Origin of the sequence: Chryseobacterium flavum (genome assembly GCF_003385595.1) — a bacterium.
In the GTDB taxonomy this organism is placed as follows: domain Bacteria; phylum Bacteroidota; class Bacteroidia; order Flavobacteriales; family Weeksellaceae; genus Chryseobacterium; species Chryseobacterium flavum.
Window position 1 is genome coordinate 26,338 of the sequence record NZ_QNUE01000026.1, and the last position, 22,368, is coordinate 48,705.

Annotated in this window: 22 protein-coding genes; 7 read left to right on the forward strand and 15 right to left on the reverse strand. The window is 36.6% G+C overall.

What is annotated here, in order from left to right:
- Positions 1-3: 3 nt before the first annotated feature.
- Genes DRF59_RS19605 through DRF59_RS19630 form a run of 6 tightly spaced genes read right to left on the reverse strand, consistent with a single transcriptional unit; the run spans position 4 to position 6,586 of the window.
- A complete protein-coding gene (locus DRF59_RS19605) occupies positions 4-654 on the reverse strand; it encodes a class I SAM-dependent methyltransferase (RefSeq protein ID WP_115964134.1) in 651 nt (216 codons plus the stop codon).
- A 2-nt stretch (positions 655-656) separates the two neighbouring features.
- Positions 657-1,430, reverse strand: coding sequence for a heme ABC transporter ATP-binding protein (locus DRF59_RS19610; protein ID WP_002980574.1), 774 nt, complete (start codon positions 1,428-1,430; stop codon positions 657-659).
- Positions 1,430-2,470 (reverse strand): FecCD family ABC transporter permease, encoded by a 1,041-nt coding sequence (locus tag DRF59_RS19615; protein WP_115964136.1) that lies wholly within the window; start codon positions 2,468-2,470, stop codon positions 1,430-1,432. Before DRF59_RS19615 ends, DRF59_RS19610 begins: the two co-directional genes overlap by 1 nt.
- Entirely contained in the window at positions 2,454-3,332 is an 879-nt protein-coding gene (locus DRF59_RS19620) for a heme/hemin ABC transporter substrate-binding protein (protein WP_115964138.1), read from the reverse strand. Before DRF59_RS19620 ends, DRF59_RS19615 begins: the two co-directional genes overlap by 17 nt.
- Before the next feature lie 21 nt (positions 3,333-3,353).
- Positions 3,354-4,457 (reverse strand): HmuY family protein, encoded by a 1,104-nt coding sequence (locus tag DRF59_RS19625; RefSeq protein WP_115964140.1) that lies wholly within the window; start codon positions 4,455-4,457, stop codon positions 3,354-3,356.
- Between the two features lie 11 nt (positions 4,458-4,468).
- Entirely contained in the window at positions 4,469-6,586 is a 2,118-nt protein-coding gene (locus DRF59_RS19630; protein WP_115964142.1) for a TonB-dependent receptor plug domain-containing protein, read from the reverse strand.
- Positions 6,587-6,684: 98 nt separating this feature from the next.
- Here DRF59_RS19630 and DRF59_RS19635 point away from each other — a divergent pair, with 98 nt between their 5' ends.
- Both DRF59_RS19635 and DRF59_RS19640 read left to right on the forward strand, forming a co-directional pair.
- Positions 6,685-7,482: a T9SS type A sorting domain-containing protein gene (locus DRF59_RS19635; RefSeq protein ID WP_115964144.1), complete on the forward strand. Its 798-nt coding sequence runs from the start codon at positions 6,685-6,687 to the stop codon at positions 7,480-7,482.
- A gap of 188 nt (positions 7,483-7,670) precedes the next feature.
- On the forward strand, positions 7,671-8,939 hold the full coding sequence (locus DRF59_RS19640) for a T9SS type A sorting domain-containing protein (RefSeq protein WP_115964146.1): 1,269 nt from the start codon (positions 7,671-7,673) through the stop codon (positions 8,937-8,939).
- A 68-nt stretch (positions 8,940-9,007) separates the two neighbouring features.
- On the opposite strand, the gene DRF59_RS19645 is transcribed toward DRF59_RS19640, so the two are convergent.
- From DRF59_RS19645 to DRF59_RS19655, 4 genes are all read right to left on the reverse strand, one after another.
- Positions 9,008-9,298, reverse strand: coding sequence for a putative quinol monooxygenase (locus DRF59_RS19645; RefSeq protein WP_115964148.1), 291 nt, complete (start codon positions 9,296-9,298; stop codon positions 9,008-9,010).
- 89 nt (positions 9,299-9,387) lie between these two features.
- On the reverse strand, positions 9,388-10,275 hold the full coding sequence (locus tag DRF59_RS19650) for a sulfite exporter TauE/SafE family protein (protein WP_115964150.1): 888 nt from the start codon (positions 10,273-10,275) through the stop codon (positions 9,388-9,390).
- On the reverse strand, positions 10,269-10,412 hold the full coding sequence (locus tag DRF59_RS20845) for a hypothetical protein (RefSeq protein WP_157967478.1): 144 nt from the start codon (positions 10,410-10,412) through the stop codon (positions 10,269-10,271). The genes DRF59_RS19650 and DRF59_RS20845 overlap by 7 nt, the downstream gene beginning before the upstream one ends.
- Positions 10,413-10,500: 88 nt before the next feature.
- Entirely contained in the window at positions 10,501-10,908 is a 408-nt protein-coding gene (locus tag DRF59_RS19655) for an RrF2 family transcriptional regulator (RefSeq protein ID WP_115964152.1), read from the reverse strand.
- 138 nt (positions 10,909-11,046) lie between these two features.
- Between DRF59_RS19655 and DRF59_RS19660 the strand changes: the two genes are divergently transcribed.
- From DRF59_RS19660 to DRF59_RS19675, 4 genes are all read left to right on the forward strand, one after another.
- On the forward strand, positions 11,047-11,475 hold the full coding sequence (locus DRF59_RS19660; protein ID WP_115964154.1) for a DUF4268 domain-containing protein: 429 nt from the start codon (positions 11,047-11,049) through the stop codon (positions 11,473-11,475).
- 112 nt (positions 11,476-11,587) lie between these two features.
- Complete coding sequence (locus DRF59_RS19665) at positions 11,588-12,226, forward strand: hypothetical protein (protein ID WP_115964156.1); 639 nt, start codon at positions 11,588-11,590, stop codon at positions 12,224-12,226.
- Positions 12,227-12,260: 34 nt separating this feature from the next.
- Complete coding sequence (locus DRF59_RS19670; protein WP_115964158.1) at positions 12,261-13,079, forward strand: DUF2314 domain-containing protein; 819 nt, start codon at positions 12,261-12,263, stop codon at positions 13,077-13,079.
- Between the two features lie 79 nt (positions 13,080-13,158).
- Positions 13,159-14,550, forward strand: coding sequence for an ATP-binding protein (locus DRF59_RS19675; protein WP_115964160.1), 1,392 nt, complete (start codon positions 13,159-13,161; stop codon positions 14,548-14,550).
- 51 nt (positions 14,551-14,601) lie between these two features.
- On the opposite strand, the gene gldG is transcribed toward DRF59_RS19675, so the two are convergent.
- The 4 genes from gldG to kbl all read right to left on the reverse strand — a co-directional run bounded on the left by gldG (position 14,602) and on the right by kbl (position 18,979).
- Positions 14,602-16,272 carry a gliding motility-associated ABC transporter substrate-binding protein GldG gene (gene gldG, locus DRF59_RS19680; RefSeq protein ID WP_115964162.1) on the reverse strand — a complete coding sequence of 557 codons (1,671 nt, stop codon included), beginning with the start codon at positions 16,270-16,272 and terminating at the stop codon, positions 14,602-14,604.
- Between the two features lie 4 nt (positions 16,273-16,276).
- A complete protein-coding gene (locus DRF59_RS19685) occupies positions 16,277-17,005 on the reverse strand; it encodes an ABC transporter permease (protein WP_115964164.1) in 729 nt (242 codons plus the stop codon).
- A gap of 58 nt (positions 17,006-17,063) precedes the next feature.
- Positions 17,064-17,615 (reverse strand): CopD family protein, encoded by a 552-nt coding sequence (locus tag DRF59_RS19690; protein WP_115964166.1) that lies wholly within the window; start codon positions 17,613-17,615, stop codon positions 17,064-17,066.
- 167 nt (positions 17,616-17,782) lie between these two features.
- Positions 17,783-18,979 carry a glycine C-acetyltransferase gene (gene kbl / locus DRF59_RS19695; RefSeq protein ID WP_115964168.1) on the reverse strand — a complete coding sequence of 399 codons (1,197 nt, stop codon included), beginning with the start codon at positions 18,977-18,979 and terminating at the stop codon, positions 17,783-17,785.
- Between the two features lie 160 nt (positions 18,980-19,139).
- On the opposite strand from kbl, the gene DRF59_RS19700 reads away from it, so the two are divergent.
- A complete protein-coding gene (locus tag DRF59_RS19700) occupies positions 19,140-20,018 on the forward strand; it encodes a cupin-like domain-containing protein (RefSeq protein ID WP_115964170.1) in 879 nt (292 codons plus the stop codon).
- Between the two features lie 236 nt (positions 20,019-20,254).
- On the opposite strand, the gene DRF59_RS19705 is transcribed toward DRF59_RS19700, so the two are convergent.
- Positions 20,255-22,192, reverse strand: a complete 1,938-nt coding sequence (locus DRF59_RS19705; RefSeq protein ID WP_115964172.1) for a M1 family metallopeptidase — start codon at positions 22,190-22,192, stop codon at positions 20,255-20,257.
- Between the last annotated feature and the right edge of the window lie 176 nt (positions 22,193-22,368).

Here is a 22,368-nt window from a genome sequence, read left to right on the forward strand (position 1 = left end):
ACTTTACTTTTTTATGGTTAAAATTGTATATATTCTTCGTATGGTTTCGTTTCCTGTTTTACTTTTTATTTCTTCTTCTTTTTCAGAAGTTTTCATTCTTTTGAAATGGCTTTTGGAGATTAGTTCTTCCATTTCGCTGTTGCTGTACAAGGTGAAATCAAATTCCGTAAACGGTAATTTTTCCATGAACTCTCTTTGCCCGAATGTAAGAACGAACGTTCCGTTATCTTTCAAAACCCTGTAGATTTCATTTAAAAAATCCACCGGATTTTCCCAGAAATACACAGTGTTGACTGTAAATATTTTATCGAAGGTCTCATCCTGAAAAGGAAGCTTTTTTCCTTCATACAACACAAATTCTGCCTGACTTTCAAATTCTTTATTGAGCCTTTTGGCTTCGTTGTGCATGGTTTCAGAAATATCAATTCCTATGTACCTGAGGTTTTTGGCAAGGTTCATCATACTTTTCAGGTGTCCGGCATTTCCGTGCCCTATTTCAAGGATTTGCTGGCCGTCATCTATCAAAAGTGTTCTGATACTTTCTAACGTCATACTGATGTTAGTGGCATTCATCATTTCACCAATCTCGATGCCTTTTTCTCCCCGGGGATTGGCAAGATTCTGTGCGAGGATTTTGAGTTCTTCTTTTTCCATGGTTATCCAAAAATGATCATTGGGTTATTCGTAATAGGATGGCCGCAGATGGTACACGGAAAGTTGTAGGCTTTACTGATATTTTCTGCCGTGAAAACTTCCTCCGGAGTTCCATACGCGGAAACTTTTCCTGATTTCATTAATAAAATCTTGTCTGCAAATTGAGCAGCAAGGTTCAGATCATGCAAAACAACAATGGCACTGTTGGCTTTTTTTGTGAATTTTTTGATGATTTCCAACGCTTTATACTGATGTTTGATGTCTAAATTATTCAGCGGTTCATCCAGGAAAACCAGTTTATGAACAATTTCATTCTGTAATTGTGCCATTACCCTGGAAAGATGTACCCGTTGTTTTTCACCTCCTGACAAAGAATTATAGTCTCTGTCTTTCAAATGAAAAATATCGGTTTCATAGAGCATATTATTCATCGCTTCAAGATCTTCTTTTCCGGGCTGGGCATCAAAATAAGGATACCTTCCCATCATAACGACATCTTTTACATCAAGCGGAATATCATTGCTGTTGTGCTGTGAAAATTTTGCCTTATGTTTTGAAAGCTCCTTCACATTCCATTCCTGAATAGGCTTATTTTTAAATAATACTTTCTGCTTTCCGGATTTCACTTCATCTGCCAGAACACTCAGAAGACTTGACTTCCCTGCTCCATTCGGACCTACAATGGCTAAAAATTCGCCATATTCCAGGGAGACATCTACTCCATCCAGGATACGGAATTCTTTATGTTTATAATTAATCTGGTGTGCCTTGATCATTACAGTGATTTTTTAAATTTAACCAAAATAGCGATAAAAATAGGTCCTCCCATCAGCGCTGTCAGGATTCCGATCGGAAGTTCAGACGGCGCCACAATACTTCTGCTGAATGTATCTGCCGTCAGCAGCAAAATGCTTCCACACATTGCTGATAAAGGCAGGATAAAGGTATTATCGGATTTGAATAAAAGCCTTAAAATATAAGGTACAATCAATCCTACAAAACCAATAGTTCCTGAAAATGCTACGCATGTCCCCACCATTAAAGCTACTGTGATAATGATCTGCTTTTTCAGTCTTTCTACATTAATTCCCAGATGCTGTGCATCTTTTTCTCCCAGCATCATGGCATTCAGAGCTTTTCCTTTGGGTAATAAAATGATGTAAGCTATAATCATTACAACGGCCAGAATAAAATTCTTTGTCCATGTGGCAGCTGCCAGGCTTCCCAGATTCCAGAAGGTTAAATCCCTTAGCTGTTCATCTTTTGAAATATAAATCAGGAATCCGGTAATTGAGAAACCGATTGCGGTTATTGCCACTCCGGTAAGCAGCATCATCACTACATTTGTTTTTCCTCCACTTGTTGAAATTCTGTACACCAGCATCATGGATAAAAAAGAACCAATAAAAGCCGCTATTCCTACCAGTGAAAACTGTACCGCTTCAGGAAGATACGCTTTGAAATGTCCTCCCAAAACAATCGCAATAGCCGCCAACAGTGTTGCTCCTGATGTAAGGCCGATCAAATCTCCTGTTGCTAAAGGATTTTTAAAAAGCCCCTGAAGGCTTGTCCCCGAAACGGAAAGCATTCCCCCAATTAAAATGGCCATAACGATTCTCGCTGCTCTTACATCCCAGATCACATATTTATCACTTAAAGACAGGCCTGGGTCTCCTTTTATAAATTGCCACAGGATCATGAACGGGGAATTCCCTCCGAAATCATAAACTCCGGTATTAAGTGACAGCACTGCTATAATGGCAAGCAGTACCGCACTTATGATAAGATAAAAGTATAGTTTACTTTGTGTTTTCAATTAAAAGTTTGTTTAATGCTACTGCTGCTTCTCCCAGTCTCGGTCCGAAACCTGATACTAAACCTCCGTCCATTGCGATGATTTTCTTATTTTTACCGGCATTGGTTTGTGATACTCCCGGCATTTTAAGGGCTCCTTCATTTCCTCCTGCGCCCTGTAAACCTGTTTCGAAGAAGAATAATACGTCAGGGTTGGCCTTTACAACTGCCTCGGGTGTCAATGGTTTGAAATCTTCAAAATCAGTTACGGCATTTTCTCCGCCCGCAAGGTTAATTAATGAAGCCATTGGTGTATTTTTACCGCTTACCATCAACATATTTCCTCTGGCATAGATGAACAGTACTTTTGGCTTTTTAGCAATGGGCTGTACTTGTTTCAGATCAGCATCAATCTTATCATTTAATTTCTGATAATCTGTATTTCCAATCGCTTTTGCAACCTGTTCGATCAGTTTTTTAGTTCCTTCAACCGTATATTCCTGTTTAAAAACTTCGGTTTGAATTCCTGAAGATTTGATTTTCCCCATTAATTCAGGATTGATATCCTTATCAGAAGCAAGAATCAATGTTGGGTTTACAGCCATGATCGGCTCAATCGTCATCGATCTCATATGACCCAAGTCTTTAGCTGTAGCTTTTAAAGAGGTTGGATATGTACTGGTAACATCGGTTCCTACGATTTCTTTTTCGTGTCCCAAAGCAGCTACGATCTCGGTAATTCCTCCGTTTAGTGTCACTATTTTATTGTTCGTTTTTGGTGCTTCAGAACTGGTTTCTGTTGTATTTTCTTTTGTTCCTGTTTCTGCTTTTTTGCAGGAATATACTGCGACAAGAACAGAAGCTGCAAGAATGAATTTTTTCATGATATACTATTATTTGATTTCTTATAAAGCTTTATACTGGAACATCGGGAAACCTCTTTCACCTTTATCATCGGTAAGTTTCACAAATCTTAATTTGTAATAGGTTCCGGCAGCATCCTTAACAATAAAGAATACATCTCCTTTTACTTTAGATCCCGACGGACCTACTTCTCTCCAGTTTCCTCCTATTACCCTTTGCTCGTTATACACTAATTTTGAGTTATCTACATCTTCTCTTTTAAATTTATTAAACGCTTCAACCATTGACCCTGAAGTAATTTTGATTTCATAGGCCCCCACATTCGCCAGATTATTAATGGTGACAAAGTCTGCATTAACATAGCTTCCTGCCCCGGGAATAATATTGGTAAATACCGAAAAACAGATATCCCATTTATTTTTTTCCGGTTGAATATTCACTTCTTTACCTGTTTTTGAATTAAAAAAAGTATAGTTATAGGCACTATTCTTCTTAATAACCGTTTCTTTAATTGCTGCTCCTGCAGCATTAATCTCACCGTACCTGATTTTATATCCGTCTCCCTGTCTTACGATCTGTATTTTCATCCAGCCTCTGTCATCTCCCCCTGTAATTGTTGAGCCGACAGCAATGGTTCCCTTATAAAGCTCTTTTCCCAGATTTACAAGATAAACGGCATTTTCAGAATCATTAGCTTTTATTTCGTCTATGGCAGTATAGCCGGATGGAAAATTTCCTTTTACATCATCAATATATTTTGTGTTTTCGGGATCAAAATTGGCCACCCGAACCACTTCTTTCAGGCTGGTAACATCAGCTTCCTTTACCGTTTCAAGATCTGATTTGTTTGGAATTTTTGCAGCCGCCATCATAATTGATGAATTCAGAATAACCTTAAATTCAGCACCAGAATAAAATGCAAGATCCCAGTCTGTTCTACTGTTGATCGTTTGTCTGGGTTGTCCGTTCTGATCTACATCACTAAAATCTATCCATACCTGATTCGGTTGTGCAGCTCCTCTTATATCCGGATTTACTGAAACTCCTTCTGACGGAATTACCGGTACCGGATCTTCATTATCATTGATACAGGATTGTGATATGAACAACATTCCTAATAAAAGATAAAATAGTATTTTTTTCATTTTTTAGAATTTTAAAAATTGTAGCTTAATCGGGCAAAGTAACTTCTGCCATAGAAAAGATTAATCTTTGGATCTGCAGTTTCATGAGCATTTCCGGTAACTGTAGTATCCCTTACAGAAGAGACATCAAAAATATTCTTGATTCCCAGACTTATTTCCAGGTGTTGGCTGAAGAAAGGCTGCGTCACAATAAAGTTCATCATGTGGAAGTCCCCTCTTTCTCCAATTTCGTATTTTGGGTTCTGTAAATCGGAAGAAAGAACAAATTGCTGAGTCTTTCCTGTATATTTATAAAAAAGGGAAAGTGTCGTATTAATATCAGGAATCATATAATTTACCGCAGCATTCGCTTCAAGCGTATAAAAGAAATCATTCGGGGAAGTAACATCTCCGTCTTTTAAAGTTTTCGAAATTCCGTAATAAGCTACGTTAGCAGCCAATCCAAAATGTTTTTTCTGGGCTTTAAAATTAGCCTCAAACAAATAAGACTGGAACTTATCCAGGTTCAGATATTGATATTTCAGGGGTTGTCTGCTCACGGTTACAGATTCTATCCTGTCTCTCACATTAAGGTAAGTGGCGCTTGCTCCCATTCCCAAAAGCCATCCTGAATCAGTGTTTATTTTTTTCTCCTGATTCAAAGAAACAGTTATCCCTTTTTCAGGAGATAAATTTTCGTTACCTCTGATATCATGGTTGCTGTCTACCATATACGTATAAAGTTCATCAAAATTCGGGAAGCGGTTTGCACTTCCTACCACCAGTCTGAAGCTATTATTTTCCGTAGTTTTCACTCTGGCAGTTAAAGAGTAGTTATGCTGAGCCTCAAATTTATCGCTTAGAGCAAGACGGTATCCGGGACGTAATGACAGCCAATCAGCGGCATTCCATTCAACGGACATAAAGTTGGCATAATTAAAGATCTTTCTCTTGATATTATCTGTTCCTTTAAAACTTCCGGCAATATTACCGGCAAAGCCTGAGGTATGGTCTAATTCATATCCTAACTGGAAGTCAATCTTTTTACTGTCTAAAAAGTTACTGAATACACCTCTTGAATAAAATACATCTGCTTTATTATACGATTGATATTCATCTTTTTCCCCGATTAATTTTCTGTTCGGGATATCATATTTAAAATCCCTGTACTGTCTGTCCTGGGTCTGATATGAAAAATCACCTGTATAGTTGACAGCCCCAAGCTTGGTCTGAACATTCAGCTGGTGTAAATATCTTGTAGTCTGGTAATCCCTGTCATAAGAAAAATAGGTTCTGTCATTTACACTATAGAAGTGCTCTCCTACAATCGGATTATAATAATTTAATTTTTCGCTTACAAATCCAAATTTGTAAAATAAGGAGGTTTTATTTTTACTATATCTTAAAATTCCGTCTACATTCAGAACGTCTTTTGGCTGCCACAGATATCCTCTCTTCCCATCCTGTTCAAAATATTTATATCCTTCCTGTGTTCCTTTGAACCCCTGAAAATCATTATGATTGATATTTGCACCTACGAACCAGTTCTCATTAATATTATATCCTAGATTCAGGGATTGAATATGTCTTCCTTCTCCTTTTTTCTTAAAGTCGTACTCTTTATTTACTGTTTCTTCCTGTACAGAAGCATTAAGTGACAGTTTTTTCTGGCTGTTTTTTCTGGTAATTATATTGATCACCCCGGCTACTGCATTGCTTCCGTAGTCCACTCCCATTGAGCCTCTTACAACCTCTATCCTTTCTACATTATTGATGTTAAGTTTAGTAAGGTCAATATTATTTCCAAGCCCTATATCCCCTACTACCGGAATATTATCAATCAATACTTTTGTATATTCTCCTCCTAATCCCATTAAGTTTGCTGTTGAATTCCCTGAGTTACGGTCAGATATGATCAGTATATTGAGGCTCTGGTTAAGAACATCGGCAACAGTGGTGGCCGCCATATTCTTAATCTGCTCGGCATTAATAACTTCGACTTTATAGATGGATTTATTAATGGATTGCTGAGTATATTGTCCTGTAACAACAACTTCTTCTATCTTTTTCTGTTTAATAGAATCCTGTTCCTGTGCATTCACCCACCAGATGGCAGATAGTGACAGTATGGAAATCACTTTCTTCTTCATAACTATTGAGAAAAATTTTCAGCAAATATAAAACTTTATTTAGACTCATTAAAAATAAATATATATTTTTGTATAATAATTCTAAATAAAAATAAATTATGAAACTAAAATTACTTCTGGGAAGTTTAATGCTTACCGCTGTTTCAGCCAATGCTCAGCTGGCTTCTATCAATGAGACCTTCCAATCGTTTATAACAGGACCTGCCGGACCCGCAGCTGCTTGGCCGCAAAATAACTGGAACAGGGTTCAGGATACAACTAATGGACCCTGGGTGTATGCGAGCGGCACCACTAATAAATATGTTCAGTATTACAGCTTTTCTGCTCCTAATACTGCCGGCTACCTGATAACTCCACAAATTGTAGCCCCAGATGGTACAAAAACACTTGCTTTTACTGCAGCCATTACATCCGGATCAGCAAGTGGCGCTACAGGAACAATACAGGTAGGACTGGTGAACAGTATTACCGACATGACTTCATTTACACCTGTAGGCAACATCATTAATCTGACACCGGAAAATACGCAATACACTTTTACCGTACCGGTTTCAGCAAATCAGTATATTGCATTTAAAATTACAGGAAGTGCCATGCATACAGCAATACAGATAGATGATGTACTGTATAACAATTCAACATTAGGTGTCGCTGATCAGGTAAAATCTGAAAACGAGGTGAAATTTGCAGTTAATGCGGATAACACGGCACTTGAATTTGTAACCCAAAAAGATCCTAAGAAGATACAGATCTACTCTGCGCTGGGGCAAAAAACCACTGAAGGAAAACTAAACAGACAGCAATTTGACATCAGTACCCTTCAATCCGGCGTTTATTATACTGTTATTGAAACAGCAGAAGGAAAGACAATCAAATCAAAATTCATAAAAAAGTAAGGTTATCAGTCTTTATTTGCTTTAAAAGCCGGATAGACTACTTCTATCCGGCTTTTTTTATAATCAAAATTCTAAATCAAAAAGGAAAACAGATAAAAATCATATTTTTATTTAGAATTATTAAAAATAATATGTATACTTTTGTCAGGTCATTCTAAATAATGAGATGATAAATTAAAAATTAAGATATGAAAACAAAACTATTACTGGCTTCGCTGTTTGTTCTTTCAATTCAACAGACGGTGGTAGCACAAACCGATGCATTGGGATATACACAAGCCAATATGTCCATGGGAGCAGGGTATCAAAATAGGGTATTCTTTAACCTTGAGGATGGTAATATGATATCCCAACCGGCTAATACCTGGGATATCGCATTTTTCAGAAATTCTGCAATGAGTTTCGGATCAAGAATTAATGATGCAAAAGAGATTAAAGTATATGAAGCATCAAATAATCTTGCCGATTGGGACAATATCAGTATCACCAATATATCAGCGTGGGGAGAACCTATTTATAATCCGGATCAGACAACATCTCTTCAGGATGGTGCATTTGAACAGGGATCAGCACCTTATGGATGGGGGCAATATAACGGCATCACCCATCACATTGACGGCAAAATCATTTTCGTTTTACAGTATCCGGATGGCACTTACATCAAATTTGCCATCATTGATTACTTTGGAGGCTATACTTTCAAATACTCAAAATGGAACGGAGCTTCCTGGGGTGCAACTGAAACAAAGACTCTTGCCAATGGAACTGATGATGCTTTCTTCAATTATTTCTCATTTACTACAGGTGCAAAGGTGGATAATCTGGAACCCTCAAAAAGCGCGTGGGATTTTGTTTTTACAAAATATTTTACATTCTATAACAATGTGATGATGTATCCTCTTTCAGGAGCCATTCAAAGTCCTAATATTAAAGTCGCGAAAGTGCAGCCGGAAGATCAGGCAACAGCAGCGTATACCTTACCTGCCGCTTCTAACTTTTCATCAAATATTACAACGATAGGTCATTCATGGAAAGGAATAGGAACGGTGAAAAATGATGTAGTCTACTATATTAAGAAAGGAAATGATTACTACAGAATGTACTTTATTACAAACGGAGGGACCACAACCGGAGACATGTACTTCAAATACAAAAAAATAACCGCTACCCTGGGAGTAACGGAAATAGGAAAAAAAGCTTCTTTTGGCATTTATCCGAATCCGGCACCAGCGGATAAAAAGGTAACTGTTTTATTTGATATTAAGGAAAAAGCCAATAATAAAGGAAATGTAGAGGTATATGACCTCACCGGAAAAAAGGTGTACTCGGCTGAACTTACCAATCAGACAGGCTTCTATAAGCAAGATATGAACTTATCCAATCTCACTCCGGGAAGCTATATGGTAAAAATAACCTATGGAGGAAACTCTGAAACGAAAAAGCTTATCGTGAAATAATTTATTTTAATACTTTCTATTTTTTCTAATAAAAAGGCGGCTTCAATATTCTGAAACCGCCTTTTATACTAATAGATCTTAAATCCTTTATACACTTCTACCGTACTTTCCATCATTCTGGAAGCATCTTTACGGAAATCCAGCAAATGATCCTGACCATTATGCCTGTTATGATGCTCCACACTCTCCCAAAGCTCAATCAGAAAAAAGGTTCCTTTATTGTCTTTATCTTCAATAAGGTCATACTGTAAACACCCCTCTTCTTTTCTTGTTTCTTTCACAAGTTTCTGAAAAAGCTCTACCGCTTCCATCAGGTAATTTTCATTAAACTTAAAAAGTGCAATGATATGTAAATTCATGTTTCATTATTTAATGATGTAAAAGTAAAATATTTTCAAAACCAAATTTGTTTTTACTTCTTTTATTTTTCCACACTAAGCATCTTTTTCTAACTGATCACTGATTTGTAAATAGTTATGGAACTCATTACAATAACAAGCAGCCCGATCACAATAAACATTTTCCTGACCGGAAGCTTTGCGGTAAGCATTGCAGAAAAAGGAGCAGTAAGAATTCCTCCTATTAACAGTCCCAGAATGATATTCCAGTGCTGAATACCCAGGGTAAAAAAGAAAGTAACAGCTGCTGTTATGGTCAGTATAAACTTGGCCACTGTAGAACTACCTACTGCAAATCTCGGGGTAAAGGCATTTTTGATCAAAGTTCCGGTTACCAGCGGCCCCCATCCGCCTCCTGCAAAAGAATCGATGAAGCCTCCTATCACCCCAAGCCTTGTTAAATTGGTTTTTCTTTTAAGTGCTTTATTCTGCTTTTCTTTAAATGCATTTGACAATATCTGAAAACCGAGATATAGTGTATAAAAAGCAATAATGGTTTTGGTGATTTTAGCGTAATATTCTCCCAGGTACGTGAGGCAAACAGCACCAATAACAGCACCGATGACCGCGGGAACTGCCAGTTTTTTTACCAGGCTCTTACTTACATTTCTGAGTCTGATATGGCTTACGCTTCCCGCTGCTGTAGTGAAGCTTTCCGCGGAATGAATGCTGGCGCTTACTATATGAGGTGGAATATTAAGGAACATAAGGGTGGTTGTACAAATTACACCATATCCCATTCCCATAGATCCGGCTACAATTTCAGCAAAAACACCTACCAGAAGCATCCAGTAAAAGATATAATTATCTTTTGCCAGAATTGTAAGAAGTTCCTCCAGATATCCAAGCTCATACATAGAAAAAACTATAATAAGCAATATGGCAAGGGTTATAAAAAGTACATTAAGCCTGACCTGAATTTTTCTTGAAATTACCATACCACAGAATTATTGGTTTTTATATGAGCCTTTGGAGAGGCTCCTCTATTGTCTGACAGTTTTCTGTAGTTTCTGAAATGGATAAAAGCTAATGGTACAGCTGGTTGTAACAGATCTGCATCTTCTTTTGAAATCATAATTTATTCATTTGAAGTTATGCAAATATCTAATAAAAATATTATCCTACCAAATAAGTAGACTAACAAATCAAAAAAAAGGACCGGGTTAGTCTACCAGATCCATTAAAGTTTTCTTTTCAAGAATATTCAGTGAAGCATCCCGGACTTCAATAAGTACATCATGTAATCCGCAATGATCTTCGTTACAATCTTCACATTTTTCATAAAAATTAAGGCTCACGCAGGGAAGCATGGCAATAGGACCATTTACCAGTCTGATGATCTTTGCCAGTTTTACATTTTCGGGTTTTTCTTTAAAAAAATATCCTCCACCTTTTCCTTTTTTGCTGTCCAGAATATCAGCCTTTTTAAGTTCAAGCAGGATATTTTCTAAAAACTTTAAAGGAATCTTTTTGTGTTCCGCTATTTCGGAAATAAGAATCGGGCCCTCATTCCTTTTTTCTACAAGATATGAAAGCGCTTTAAAAGCATATTGAGATTTTTTTGAAAGCATTACAGCAAAAATACAAAAATTGTTTAATATGTATAATACAAAGTGGTAAAGCAAAGATCAGAATACCAAAGTGTCAATAAATGAATTTACCACACCACCCCTTTTGAATTTTTCCTATTAAATCATTATGTTTGCTATATGTTCAGTAAACAAGAAGCACAGCAATTAAAAAAAGAGTTTTGGACCGCTTTTGGAAAATCATTTCCAAGAAAATGGATTTTATATGATACTAAAGTTAAGGATTTATCATTCAAATTTTCAGCAGATAATAAGAAAGCAGAAGTTTCTCTAGACATTGAAATGAAGGATGAGCTCTTTCGAAGTGCATATTATGAAAAAATATGGTCTTTGGAAGATATTCTTAAAGATTTCATCGGTGATTTCCAAAAGGAAGAATATTTTACACTTGAAAATGGAAAGGTAATCAGCAGGATTTGGGTTGATAAACAGGGAGTTTCAATTTTCAATAAAAATACATGGCAAGAAATTTTTGAATTTTTTGTCGACAAAATGGAAGGATTTGAAAGATTTTATCTCGAATATGAGGATTTTATAAAGGACATTTAAAATCCTTACGAAATAATTACCATTTTACCTATAACTATAAAATAAAAAAGAAACTTATATTTGCTTACCACTACTTAAAACTAATATATGGAACGAATTAATATGATTGAAAATGAAAAAAGTGTACAAAAACATTTTTGGAGAAATTATCTCCAAAGGAACTGCTGTGAAACAGGATGAATACCATCTTTATTATTATGAAAAAGATTCAGACCTGTTAAAAGAAATTGAGTTTATAAGTGAGGATAACATTTATAACATCAATTATTTCATAAGTGAGGGAGAAGATGAGAATCAGGTTTTTGATTACCTGAAAGAAAAATCAGATTTTTTTGATATCGAGAAAAGAGAGTTCGTAAATGATTTTATTATTACGACCAATAAATTGTACTCCTTATCTGTAGATGATCTCCCCTTAATTTCTAGAACTGTTTTCAAAAAGGATGACCCCGAAAACTTCATCTGTTCACAGGTCATCGATAATGAAACCCACGAGCCGCAACTCGAAAGAACTATAAAATGCTGGTATACCAACGACAAAAACGGTGAAAAATATGCAGCAATAGAATGCAGCTATCAGGAAGATGGAAAACTTGAACTGGCTGTTGATAAAACTCCGGATCCCGACCATGAAGAAAACTGGATACAATATGACTATGACACTTTCCAGGATCTTCAGGCACAAATACCCACTGACATCAGCTATTACAAAACTGCCACCTTACTTCCCAAGGAGTCTTATCAGCAATAATCCATAATTTTACATCGCATCTTAAAATTATTAAATGGAAGACAATCTGATTTTTTTTGCAGACGGAAATGATCCGCAAATGATTGAAGCTTACAAAAGAGCACAGGAAACTTTTAAGTATTTCTGGCGTGAACAATCCTGGGAATACAGAAGAATTATTCCGGGCCTTAATGTATCATGTGTTAAAACTGCTTTTGAAGAGCAGGATGAAGAAACCGGGGAAAGCCTGGTAGAACACATGTGGATCAATGAAGTATTTTTTGACGGGGATCATGTAAGAGGATATCTTATCAATGAACCTAACAGCCTTAAAAACATACAGGTTGGTGATTATGTTGAAATTCCTTTACACAATATCACTGACTGGCTTTTTGCCATCACTCCGAGTGTACAGAAACCTAAAGGACTTTCCAGGCTGTTTTCAGCTTCTTCGACTCTACTTCCAAAAGCCTACGGAGGATTTACTATTCAGAAAATGCGTGCTGACATGTCTGATGCGGAAAGAAAAGAACATGATAATGCCTGGCAGCTTGATTTCGGAGACTTCAATGATATACTTGTGGTGAATAACCAGAAAGAAAATCCGGAAAATCTGATTGAGCATCCTATGAGTAAAAATATGAAAGAGGAATTTGCAAAGTTTTTACAACAGTATCCGGATGAGCTTACACAAGCCGATGAATATGGGCTGACAATTCTTCACAAAGAAACGATTGCAGGAAATTTAACCACTGTGCAGGTTGCTTTGGAAGCAGGTGCTGATAAAAACATCCGGTCTAAAAAAGGAAAAACAGCTCTGGATTATGCAAAACAGCTGAACTGGGAGCATCTTATTCCTGTATTGGAAGAATAAATCGTAAAAAAACAGTAGATTTGAAGGGAAACCGTAAAGTTTCTCTTTTTGTTTTTTATATTTGAAAAAAGACAAAACTATGAATACAAGAAACTTATCTTCTGGAGAAGAATCTAAACTCTTAGCAATTGAAGAAGATCACTTTCAAGATATAAAAAGTAAGGCGATAGCCCCTTCAAAATTGCAAGAAACATTTGTTGCTTTCGCTAACTCTGATGGAGGTGAAATATGGTTAGGAGTAGAAGATAAAAAATTTACAGGAGAAAGGATAGCAGGTTTTTCAACAAAAGAAGATGCTAATGATATTCTACATACATTACTTGAGCTAACCAATCCAACAGTTGAAAATGTTGAAATTGAATTTATAAACTTTGATTCAAAAGGATTTGTTTTACACATTGATATTCCTAAAAGTCCAAAAGTCCATTATTGTGCAAATGGAGACTGCTTTATAAGGATTAATGCAAGAAAGGAAAAAATAAAAGGCGAAAGAATAACTCAACTTGGATATGCTAAAGGTGCTTTTGTTTATGAAAAACAACCCGTCGAAATAGCTGAGCTTTCTGATTATTTAGGAGGCGACTTATTAAAAAATTATATGCAAAGGGTTTCATCAAATCTTGAAGAAGAAGTTTTCTTGAGAAAGCAGAGGTTAATTACTAAAAAAGATAGTGAATTTAAACCAAATGTAGCCTGTGTTTTAATGTTCGACGATGAACCTCAAGCTACATTAGACACACGTTGTGCTATTAAAGTTTATCGTTTATTGACAAATGAATCAGAGTATAAACGAGAACAACTTAAAACCGACCCAAAAACAATCAATGGACCAATTGAAAGTCAAATAATAAATGCAATTAAAGAAGTTCATGATTTATTAAAGGATTCAACTGTAACTATTGATGGAGAGCTTGAAAAACTAAATTATCCTAGCAAAGCAATCCATGAGATTTTAGTCAATGCTGTAGTTCATAGAGACTATAGCCTAAATGATGATATCCATGTTAAAATATTTGATAACAGAATTGAAATCATCAGCCCTGGAAAACTACCAGGCTATATAACTACTAATAATATCTATGAAGAACGCTTTTCAAGAAATCCAAACTTGGTTAGGCTTCTTCACAATTTACCCAATCCCCTTAATCATGACATTGGTGAGGGCTTAGATACAGCAAGAAACGAAATGAAAAAGTATGGTCTTATCGAACCTATAATTGAAGAAGTTGGTAATTCAGTTAGAATAACAATTAAACATAAAAAGATCGCATCGCTTGAAGATACTATTCTAAAATATTTAGGTTCAGACTACTCTAAAACTATAACAAATAGAGCTGTTAGAGAAATTAGCGGTGAAGATGATGTTAATAAAGTAAAAAAGGCTTTTCAAAAATTAAGACAACTTGGAAAAATAGAAGCAGTCGATCCAAAAGCTACAGCTTTTGACTTTTCCTATAAATTAAAAGAATAATTAACAGATAAAAAAATTCCGGAAGATTTCTCTTCCGGAATTTTTTTATTTCTATCCGAATTTTTTCTTTCTCAACCAGAAGAACAAGCTTCCGAGAAGACCAATAATCGCCAATGGAAGCAATAAGTTCAGCCACTGCCAGTTGGTTTTCTCTTCAGTAATTCTATGTCTGTCCAGAAGTCTTTCTTCAATATTTCTGTTTCTCAACTCCATCAGATTGCTGTCATCCAGAAGATAGTCTAGTGCATTTCTCAGGAATTGTTCATTTCCGAACTGCTCATTGGTCAGTAAATCTACTCCTAACGGAAGCGGCTTACCCTTGATCACTTTATTTCGTCCCACGTCCCCGTCTGCAATTACGATCATCTTATTTTCAGGACTTGCAGTTCTGAATCCGGGATAGGATTTTCTTTCAATCCTTGAAGCATATGCAGAATTGAATTTTCCTTCCAAAGCTACTGCAAATATTTTGGGGGTACTTGGCTTTTCCATTTGCCCCAGGCTGTCTACACTTGCAATCTCTTTAAGATCTACATAATTGGGAACCTGCTTCAACAATGTTCTTTCACTGGATTCAAAAAGAACTTTGGTTTTAATATTTTTTCTTCCGCCTAATGTATCAATGGAAGTAGGGAATTCAAATTTTACAGGATTGATATTTTTGGTAACCGGATTATTATCTTCTGCAATTCCAAGCGGATAATAAGGCCATGGTAAACTCGTATACTGCGGATTTCCGCTCACCTCTCCTGTCACCAACCTCAGCAGGGCAAATTTCTTAACATCCTTTACCAATGCAGGATTGATCCTTAGCCCGTAATTGAAGAAGAAATCCGTCATATTAAGATCAACAGGAAACGGCATTACTTTTTTAGATCGTGTTAAAGTATCCATTTCTGCGTTTACTGCATCAATCATCCAAAGGGTTTTTCCCCCATTCATAATATACTGGTCAAGAATTACTTTTTCATTATCAGTAAAAGCTTTTCTTGGTTTTGCTATAACCAGAGCACTCATCTGCTTCAGTAAAGGAACATCTTCCAATGAAAGCTCGGTCTGATTTTTAGGAATAATAGGCCCTGCATCATAATTCTCCATTGCCAGCTGAACAAACCCCTGGAATTCATCCGGACTCAGTTCATCGTGGTTTACCAGAATTCCTATTTTCTTTCTTTTATTGGCAGTTATATTCTTAATATTGGAAACAAGACTGTACTCCAGACCTTCAATAGATCTGGTAAGCTGCTGGTCCGCATCAATGCCGGCCTGCTGTACCACCAAAGGAATAGAAACCCCGCTATTGTCATACTTGAAAACAGCATACGGGAAAAGAGTGATTTGTGAGATTTTTCCGTCTTTTACATCCGGAAGGATGGAAGGCTGCATTCCCATAGCCATCAGGGTATCCTGTGACATCTTTGTTTTAATGGGATCAATAAATTTAAAATCAATTTTCGAATTGATCTTTCTGAATTCCTCCAGCATAAATTTTGTCTCTCCCTGAAGCTGTTTGAAGCTTGCCGGAAAATCACCTTCCAGATATACTTCAACTGTCAGAGGCTTTTTAACCGACTCCAGTACTTTAATGGTATTATCGGAAAGGGTATATCTTTTTTCTTTTGTCAGGTCTAACCTGATCCCTGAATAGGTCAGGATTACAACTAAAGGAATAATAACAATTAAGAATATTCCCAACGGAGATTTAGCATTGATCTTCTTCATATTTCTACTTCTTTTTGTTAATAAAATGATTGGATAATACTAATGAAGCACCGATTACGAGAACGAAATAAGCTATATCCTTAAAATCAATAAGCCCTCTGGTAAATCCTAAAAAGTGCTGATAGAAACCAATATTCTGAAGTATAAAATCTGCTCCTCCCAATAATTTATAGCTGGCCAGCTGCTCTATTCCGAAGTACATGATAAAACACATGAACACCCCAAGCAGATAAGCCATAATCTGATTCTGAGATAGTGAAGAAGCTAAAATTCCCACTCCCGAAAATGCTGCAATTAAAATGATTAACCCTATATAGCTTCCGAATGTCATTCCAAGATCTATATTTCCTTCCGGAACTCCTAAAACATACACTGTATAGAGATAAATAAGGGATGGTATAAGACATAAAATACCAACAACCCATACGGAAAGGAATTTTCCTGTTACCAGTTCAGAAACTTTCAGCGGTTGTGAAAAAAGCCAGTTTAACGTTCCCGTTTGCTGTTCCTCCGCAAAAGTCTTCATAGAAAGAGCCGGAATAATAAACATTAACAGCCATGGAACCAGTACGAAGTAGCTCTGTAAGGAAGCCATCCCAATCTCAAAGATGTTAGAATCGTTGTCGAAAAAGAACAGGAAAAGAGTCGCGATCAGACTGAATGCTGCAATAATTACCCATGCACTCCAGTTTCCAAAGTAACTCCAAAGTTCTTTCTTTAAAATTGCAATCATAGTTTTCTTGTAAAGTGTAAAAAGCAGTCTGTATCAGTACATACATCCTACTCCACAATTATTTGTTTTTTTTATTTTTATTAACAAGTTTAACGGTCATCATGATCAGAAATACAAGAACGAAAAATCCTGTAATTAATTGCCACCAGTATTCAATCACCATGGATTTCAGAATAACGGTAAATACCACCAGAAACAAAATAAACGTAGCAATTTCATTTGCCTGCCTCAGTTTGATATTGGGAATCCCTAATGTATTCCCGCTTAATGTCTTCAGCTGAAGAACCTTTTTCCAGCACCAGAAATGATAAGCGGCAAGACCGATAAGAAATGTCAGCTTTAAATGAAACCAGGGCATTTTCATCAGTCCCGGATTCAGAAAAATCATAACCAGTCCGCAAACCGCCATGATAACTCCTGCCGGAACAGTAATGATATTCCATAATCTTCTCGCCATAAATGTATACTGCTCCCTCAGAATTTTCTTTTTTTCCTCCGGAAATTCATCAGTATCCTTATAGTAAACGAAAATTCTTACGAGGTAAAAAATCCCCGCAAAATAACTTACCATAAAAATAATGTGCAGCGCTTTGATTATTGTATAAAGCATTCAGAAAAAATTAACAGCAAAGATAAGCTTTTATATAATTTTTAAAAATAAATTTCTTTTGATCCGGAAAATATAATCAGATAGTATGTATTTAAAAACACTTCGGCTCGGGGCAGCAAGCTGCCCCGAGCCGAAGACTATATTTTTAAAGAGGTATTCAAGTTCCATTAAGAGATCACTCCTAACTCTTTTCCCACTTTTTCAAAAGCGGCAATCGCTTTGTCCAAATGCTCTTTGGTATGAGCAGCAGATAGCTGTACTCTGATTCTCGCTTTTCCTTTCGGAACCACAGGATAGAAGAATCCAATTACATAGATTCCTTCATCCATAAGCTTTTCAGCCATTTTCTGAGAAAGGGGAGCATCATAAAGCATTACCGGAACAATAGCTGCGTCACCATCAGGAATATCAAATCCTTTAGCTTTCATTTCTGTTCTGAAATACTCTGCATTTTCCATTACTTTATCACGAAGGGAAGTATCTTCAGAGATCATATCCAATACTTTCAAAGCTGCCCCTACGATTCCCGGTGCCAAAGAATTAGAGAACAGGTATGGTCTTGAACGTTGTCTCAGCATATCAATGATCTCTTTTTTACCGGAAGTAAATCCTCCTAAAGCACCGCCTAAAGCTTTTCCTAATGTAGAAGTGATGATATCTACCCTACCCATTACTTCATTAGCTTCATGAGTTCCGCGGCCCGTTTTTCCAATAAACCCTGTTGCATGAGAATCATCCACCATCACCAATGCATCATATTTATCAGCAAGGTCACAAACTCCTTTCAGGTTAGCCACAATACCATCCATTGAGAAAACTCCGTCTGTTACGATAATTTTAAAACGGTGGTTCTTTTCGGAAGCTGCGATCAGCTGAGCTTCAAGATCCGCCATATCATTGTTTTTGTAACGGTATCTGGCTGCTTTACACAAACGGACACCATCAATAATCGAAGCATGATTCAGTTCATCTGAAATAATAGCATCCTCTTCTGTAAATAAAGGCTCAAAAACTCCTCCGTTAGCATCAAAAGCGGCAGCATACAGAATGGTATCTTCAAGGCCTAAGAAATCTGCAATTTTTTTCTCCAGTTCTTTGTGAATATCCTGTGTCCCACAGATAAAGCGTACAGATGACATTCCATAGCCGTGGGATTCAATCATATCCTGAGAAGCTTTCATCACTTCAGGGTTATTGGACAGTCCCAGGTAATTATTCGCACAGAAGTTCAGCAGTTTTTTACCGTTCGCTTCAATTTCTGCACTTTGTTGAGAAGTAATAATTCTTTCCCTTTTATAAAGTCCGTCATTCTCAATATTCTGAAGTTCATTCTGTAAATGTTGAAGGTATTTTTCAGAGATCATTTTTAGTAATTTTTTAGATGTGCTAATTTACTAAAAAGCCCGTAAACTAAAACCCTTCTTCAGTTTAATTCTAAAAATTTGATCACAGACTTCAGTTTTAACATTATTAGTCTACTAATTTAGTAGGATAATAATTATATTTGTTTAAAATTTTAGAAATATGAAACTGATTCCGGCAGAAAAAGTAAAAAAAATAAATTCAAAAACATTTATTGACACCTATATGAAACCTCGGAAACCTGTTATTCTGGAAGATTTCATAGATCCCGGCAGTCCAGCTTTCAAAAAATGGAATTATGATTATTTCAGAAAAATAGCAGGTGATCAGAAAGTTAATATTTATGGCAGCGAGCTCGAGTCTCTGGACAGGGTTGCCAGCAGTCCGATTGCACATACCTCTTTTTCAGAATATCTGGACCTGATAACCACATCTCCTACAGAGCACCGTCTCTTTTTATTTAATCTCCTTACCCTTAAGCCTGAACTTAAAAATGATTTGCACTATAATGATGTTACCAATGGCAAAATTGTCAAATGGCTTCCATTTATGTTTTTTGGAGGAGAAGGATCTGTGACCAGAAACCATATTGATATTGATATGTCCCATGTCTTTATTACCCAATTTGAAGGGATTAAAAGAATCTGGGTCTTTCCCTGGGAACAATCTGATCTGATGTACAGGCTCCCCTATAATTTTCACAGCCTGGCCAATATTAAAAGCCCCGATTACAGAAAGTTTCCTGCCCTTCGCTATGTAAAAGGCTTTGAAGCTATACTTCATCCCGGTGAAACCCTTTACATTCCTTCAGGTTGGTGGCATTACATTCAATACGAAAGCCAGGGATATTCCGTTTCCGTCAGGGCTTTACCCTCCACCCTTTCCGAAAAATGGAGAGGGTTTAAAAACCTTGTTTTCATCAGGAATTTTGACAATATAATGCGTAGGCTCTTCAAAGAAAAATGGTTCTGCCATAAAGAGGAAAAAGCAAGAAGGAAAGCCGGAAAAGCAATCAGAAAACAAAAAAGCTTTCACATCTGAAAGTCCAAAATATATTAACCTTTACAATTTTAACAATGGAGCTATTATATGCAATAACGTCACCCGAACGGCCTCTGTATTCTTTTTATCCGATCTTTTATTAATGATTATAAGCCACCTGCCTATCATTCACTCATAAATTTCTGAGGTAGCAGGAATGGATTTTCAAACCGGCAAAGGTTTACACATATAAAAATATAAACGGGCTTACAGCCCGTTTATAAATCTTTAATATTCTAGTATTTAATAAACTTAATATTCTGATCATTGATTGTAATGATATATGCCCCTGGGATAAGTTCAGCAATATTAATTGATTTTTCAGGCTGATACATTCCTCTTCTTACCAGTTTTCCATCTATTGCATAAATAGAATATGATACTGCTCTGTTAACTCCTTTTATATACAACTCATTTTTTGCAGGGTTGGGATATAATCCAAAGTTTTCCTTCTCAGCCGAAGAAACACTCAGAGTATTGTCCTGACTAACGGTAGAATTTCTTTCAAGGATCTGATATTCATAATTAAACTGAACACTGGAAACCGGAAATGAGACTGTTTCGGAAAAATATTGATTATCAGAAGTATTATTTAACATAAGATAAGCCGTCTGCCCTCCTGTCCCGTTTACTTTTACAGGTAACGGCATTTCAAAAAAACTAACAGAAGGATGGCTTTGGCCCTGATTAACATTAAATATAAGCTGATCTCCAATTTGTCTCCATTTGATTGTATAGGTGGGATATCCTTCGCCATAAATCCAGTCATTAAAAAATTCTGTAAAATCTTTTCCGGTAGATTGAAGCAATGAGGCATTAAAATCTGCCGTTCTCACATAATTATAAGCCAGATCAGGTCTTGCATGATAATCTTTAACTGCCTGATAAAAAACGGTATCTCCTAAAATCCACTTTAACATTCTCAAAACATATCCTCCTTTTGCATAGGTTAATCTTCCATCAAATATTCTTCCCACATTGGAAAGCCACGCATCCGGAACATAGGTACTCCCCCCGATACTACTTGTTATATGATCTTTCTGCCCGGACAGATAATTCATAAATTCGGAATTTGTCATGACCAGTTTTTCATAAGCCACATGTTCTCCGAAAGTGGCAAACCCTTCATTCAGCCAGATATCATTCCATGCCCCACAGGTTACCTTGTCTCCGAACCACTGGTGGGCAAGCTCATGAGCAATCAGCGTTTTACTCCATCCGCTCATGGATGACATCGTCTGGTGTTCCATTCCTCCCCCATTGATATACTCCATATGACCATATTTCTCATTCCGGAAAGGATATGCCCCGAAATAGGTTTCAAAGGTATTCATGATCTGTTTTGTCCACTCAATGTTAGACATACTGGCGGCATTTGAATTGGTGGAAGGATAAATATAGTTAACAAACGGGAACGGAGGATTTCCGATCGTGTCATTCAGCTTGATATAATTCGTAATACCCAATGCGATCAGGTAAGCGGGTGTAGGGTACATGGTACGCCAGAATGTAAGTTTCCTTCCATTGGGAAGATTAGTTTCAGACATCAGCTTTCCGTTGGCTGCCACATTATAGTTTACCGGGTTGTTTGGAGTATTGATTTTAAAATCAAATCGTTCAATCTTATCATTCAGGCTTTGTTTGGTAGGAAACCAATCCTGCGCACCATAAGGCTCGCTTAAAGTAGAAACAATGGGAGTACTGCCCTGGGAACCAAACATCACTGTGTTATAGACAGGATCCGGAGCTCCTGAATAATGAATGGTGAGAGAATCCAGTGTATTTGCCGGAATGGAAGCCGGAAAATCTATTTTTACTTCTTTCGTTGGGAGCTGTTGAAAACTCAGATTTGTGCCATGATATTGTACCTGGGAAACTGTTAAAATATTTGAAAGATCAAAATAGATACTTCCCATACTTTGAGTAGGCCTGAAATGGGAGGTTACCGATCCTGAAATAAAGTTAACCGCAGGATCTAAACTGATATCCATTCTCTGGTACTGCAAATCATAATTTAGGGTATTGGGATTAACATTACCTGCCGTCATCTTATTGACAAAGGATTTCATCTCCTTTTCAACCAAGCCTTTCTTTTCAATGTTTTGATCATGTTTTTGTCCATAAGACGGTTGGGATAACAGCGTTCCCAACATCAGAAGGTAGATTTTTTTCATATTTTACAACAATTGTAGAATTCAAATATAAAAAAAACCTTCTAATCATTGATTAAAAGGCTTTTATATTATTGAATTGTCTCGTCCTGAAATAGCGATACACAAAAAAGAATCGTTATGGCAGAAACATTAACATCCACGTACATTAAACGTACCCAGAAGGATTACAGTTTAAG

Excerpts from the sequence above, each read along its gene's own strand:
- gldG (WP_115964162.1), bottom strand. The coding sequence starts at position 16,272 with ATGAAGAAGATCAATGCTAAATCTCCGTTGGGAATATTCTTAATTGTT.
- kbl (WP_115964168.1), bottom strand. The coding sequence starts at position 18,979 with ATGATCTCTGAAAAATACCTTCAACATTTACAGAATGAACTTCAGAAT.
- DRF59_RS19605 (WP_115964134.1), bottom strand. The coding sequence starts at position 654 with ATGGAAAAAGAAGAACTCAAAATCCTCGCACAGAATCTTGCCAATCCC.
- DRF59_RS19655 (WP_115964152.1), bottom strand. The coding sequence starts at position 10,908 with ATGCTTTCAAAAAAATCTCAATATGCTTTTAAAGCGCTTTCATATCTT.
- DRF59_RS19610 (WP_002980574.1), bottom strand. The coding sequence starts at position 1,430 with ATGATCAAGGCACACCAGATTAATTATAAACATAAAGAATTCCGTATC.
- DRF59_RS19685 (WP_115964164.1), bottom strand. The coding sequence starts at position 17,005 with ATGATTGCAATTTTAAAGAAAGAACTTTGGAGTTACTTTGGAAACTGG.
- DRF59_RS19630 (WP_115964142.1), bottom strand. The coding sequence starts at position 6,586 with ATGAAGAAGAAAGTGATTTCCATACTGTCACTATCTGCCATCTGGTGG.
- DRF59_RS19690 (WP_115964166.1), bottom strand. The coding sequence starts at position 17,615 with ATGCTTTATACAATAATCAAAGCGCTGCACATTATTTTTATGGTAAGT.
- DRF59_RS19625 (WP_115964140.1), bottom strand. The coding sequence starts at position 4,457 with ATGAAAAAAATACTATTTTATCTTTTATTAGGAATGTTGTTCATATCA.
- DRF59_RS19670 (WP_115964158.1), top strand. The coding sequence starts at position 12,261 with ATGGAAGACAATCTGATTTTTTTTGCAGACGGAAATGATCCGCAAATG.
- DRF59_RS20845 (WP_157967478.1), bottom strand. The coding sequence starts at position 10,412 with ATGATTTCAAAAGAAGATGCAGATCTGTTACAACCAGCTGTACCATTA.
- DRF59_RS19660 (WP_115964154.1), top strand. The coding sequence starts at position 11,047 with ATGTTCAGTAAACAAGAAGCACAGCAATTAAAAAAAGAGTTTTGGACC.
- DRF59_RS19650 (WP_115964150.1), bottom strand. The coding sequence starts at position 10,275 with ATGGTAATTTCAAGAAAAATTCAGGTCAGGCTTAATGTACTTTTTATA.
- DRF59_RS19640 (WP_115964146.1), top strand. The coding sequence starts at position 7,671 with ATGAAAACAAAACTATTACTGGCTTCGCTGTTTGTTCTTTCAATTCAA.
- DRF59_RS19645 (WP_115964148.1), bottom strand. The coding sequence starts at position 9,298 with ATGAATTTACATATCATTGCACTTTTTAAGTTTAATGAAAATTACCTG.
- DRF59_RS19620 (WP_115964138.1), bottom strand. The coding sequence starts at position 3,332 with ATGAAAAAATTCATTCTTGCAGCTTCTGTTCTTGTCGCAGTATATTCC.
- DRF59_RS19635 (WP_115964144.1), top strand. The coding sequence starts at position 6,685 with ATGAAACTAAAATTACTTCTGGGAAGTTTAATGCTTACCGCTGTTTCA.
- DRF59_RS19700 (WP_115964170.1), top strand. The coding sequence starts at position 19,140 with ATGAAACTGATTCCGGCAGAAAAAGTAAAAAAAATAAATTCAAAAACA.
- DRF59_RS19675 (WP_115964160.1), top strand. The coding sequence starts at position 13,159 with ATGAATACAAGAAACTTATCTTCTGGAGAAGAATCTAAACTCTTAGCA.
- DRF59_RS19705 (WP_115964172.1), bottom strand. The coding sequence starts at position 22,192 with ATGAAAAAAATCTACCTTCTGATGTTGGGAACGCTGTTATCCCAACCG.
- DRF59_RS19665 (WP_115964156.1), top strand. The coding sequence starts at position 11,588 with ATGAAAAAAGTGTACAAAAACATTTTTGGAGAAATTATCTCCAAAGGA.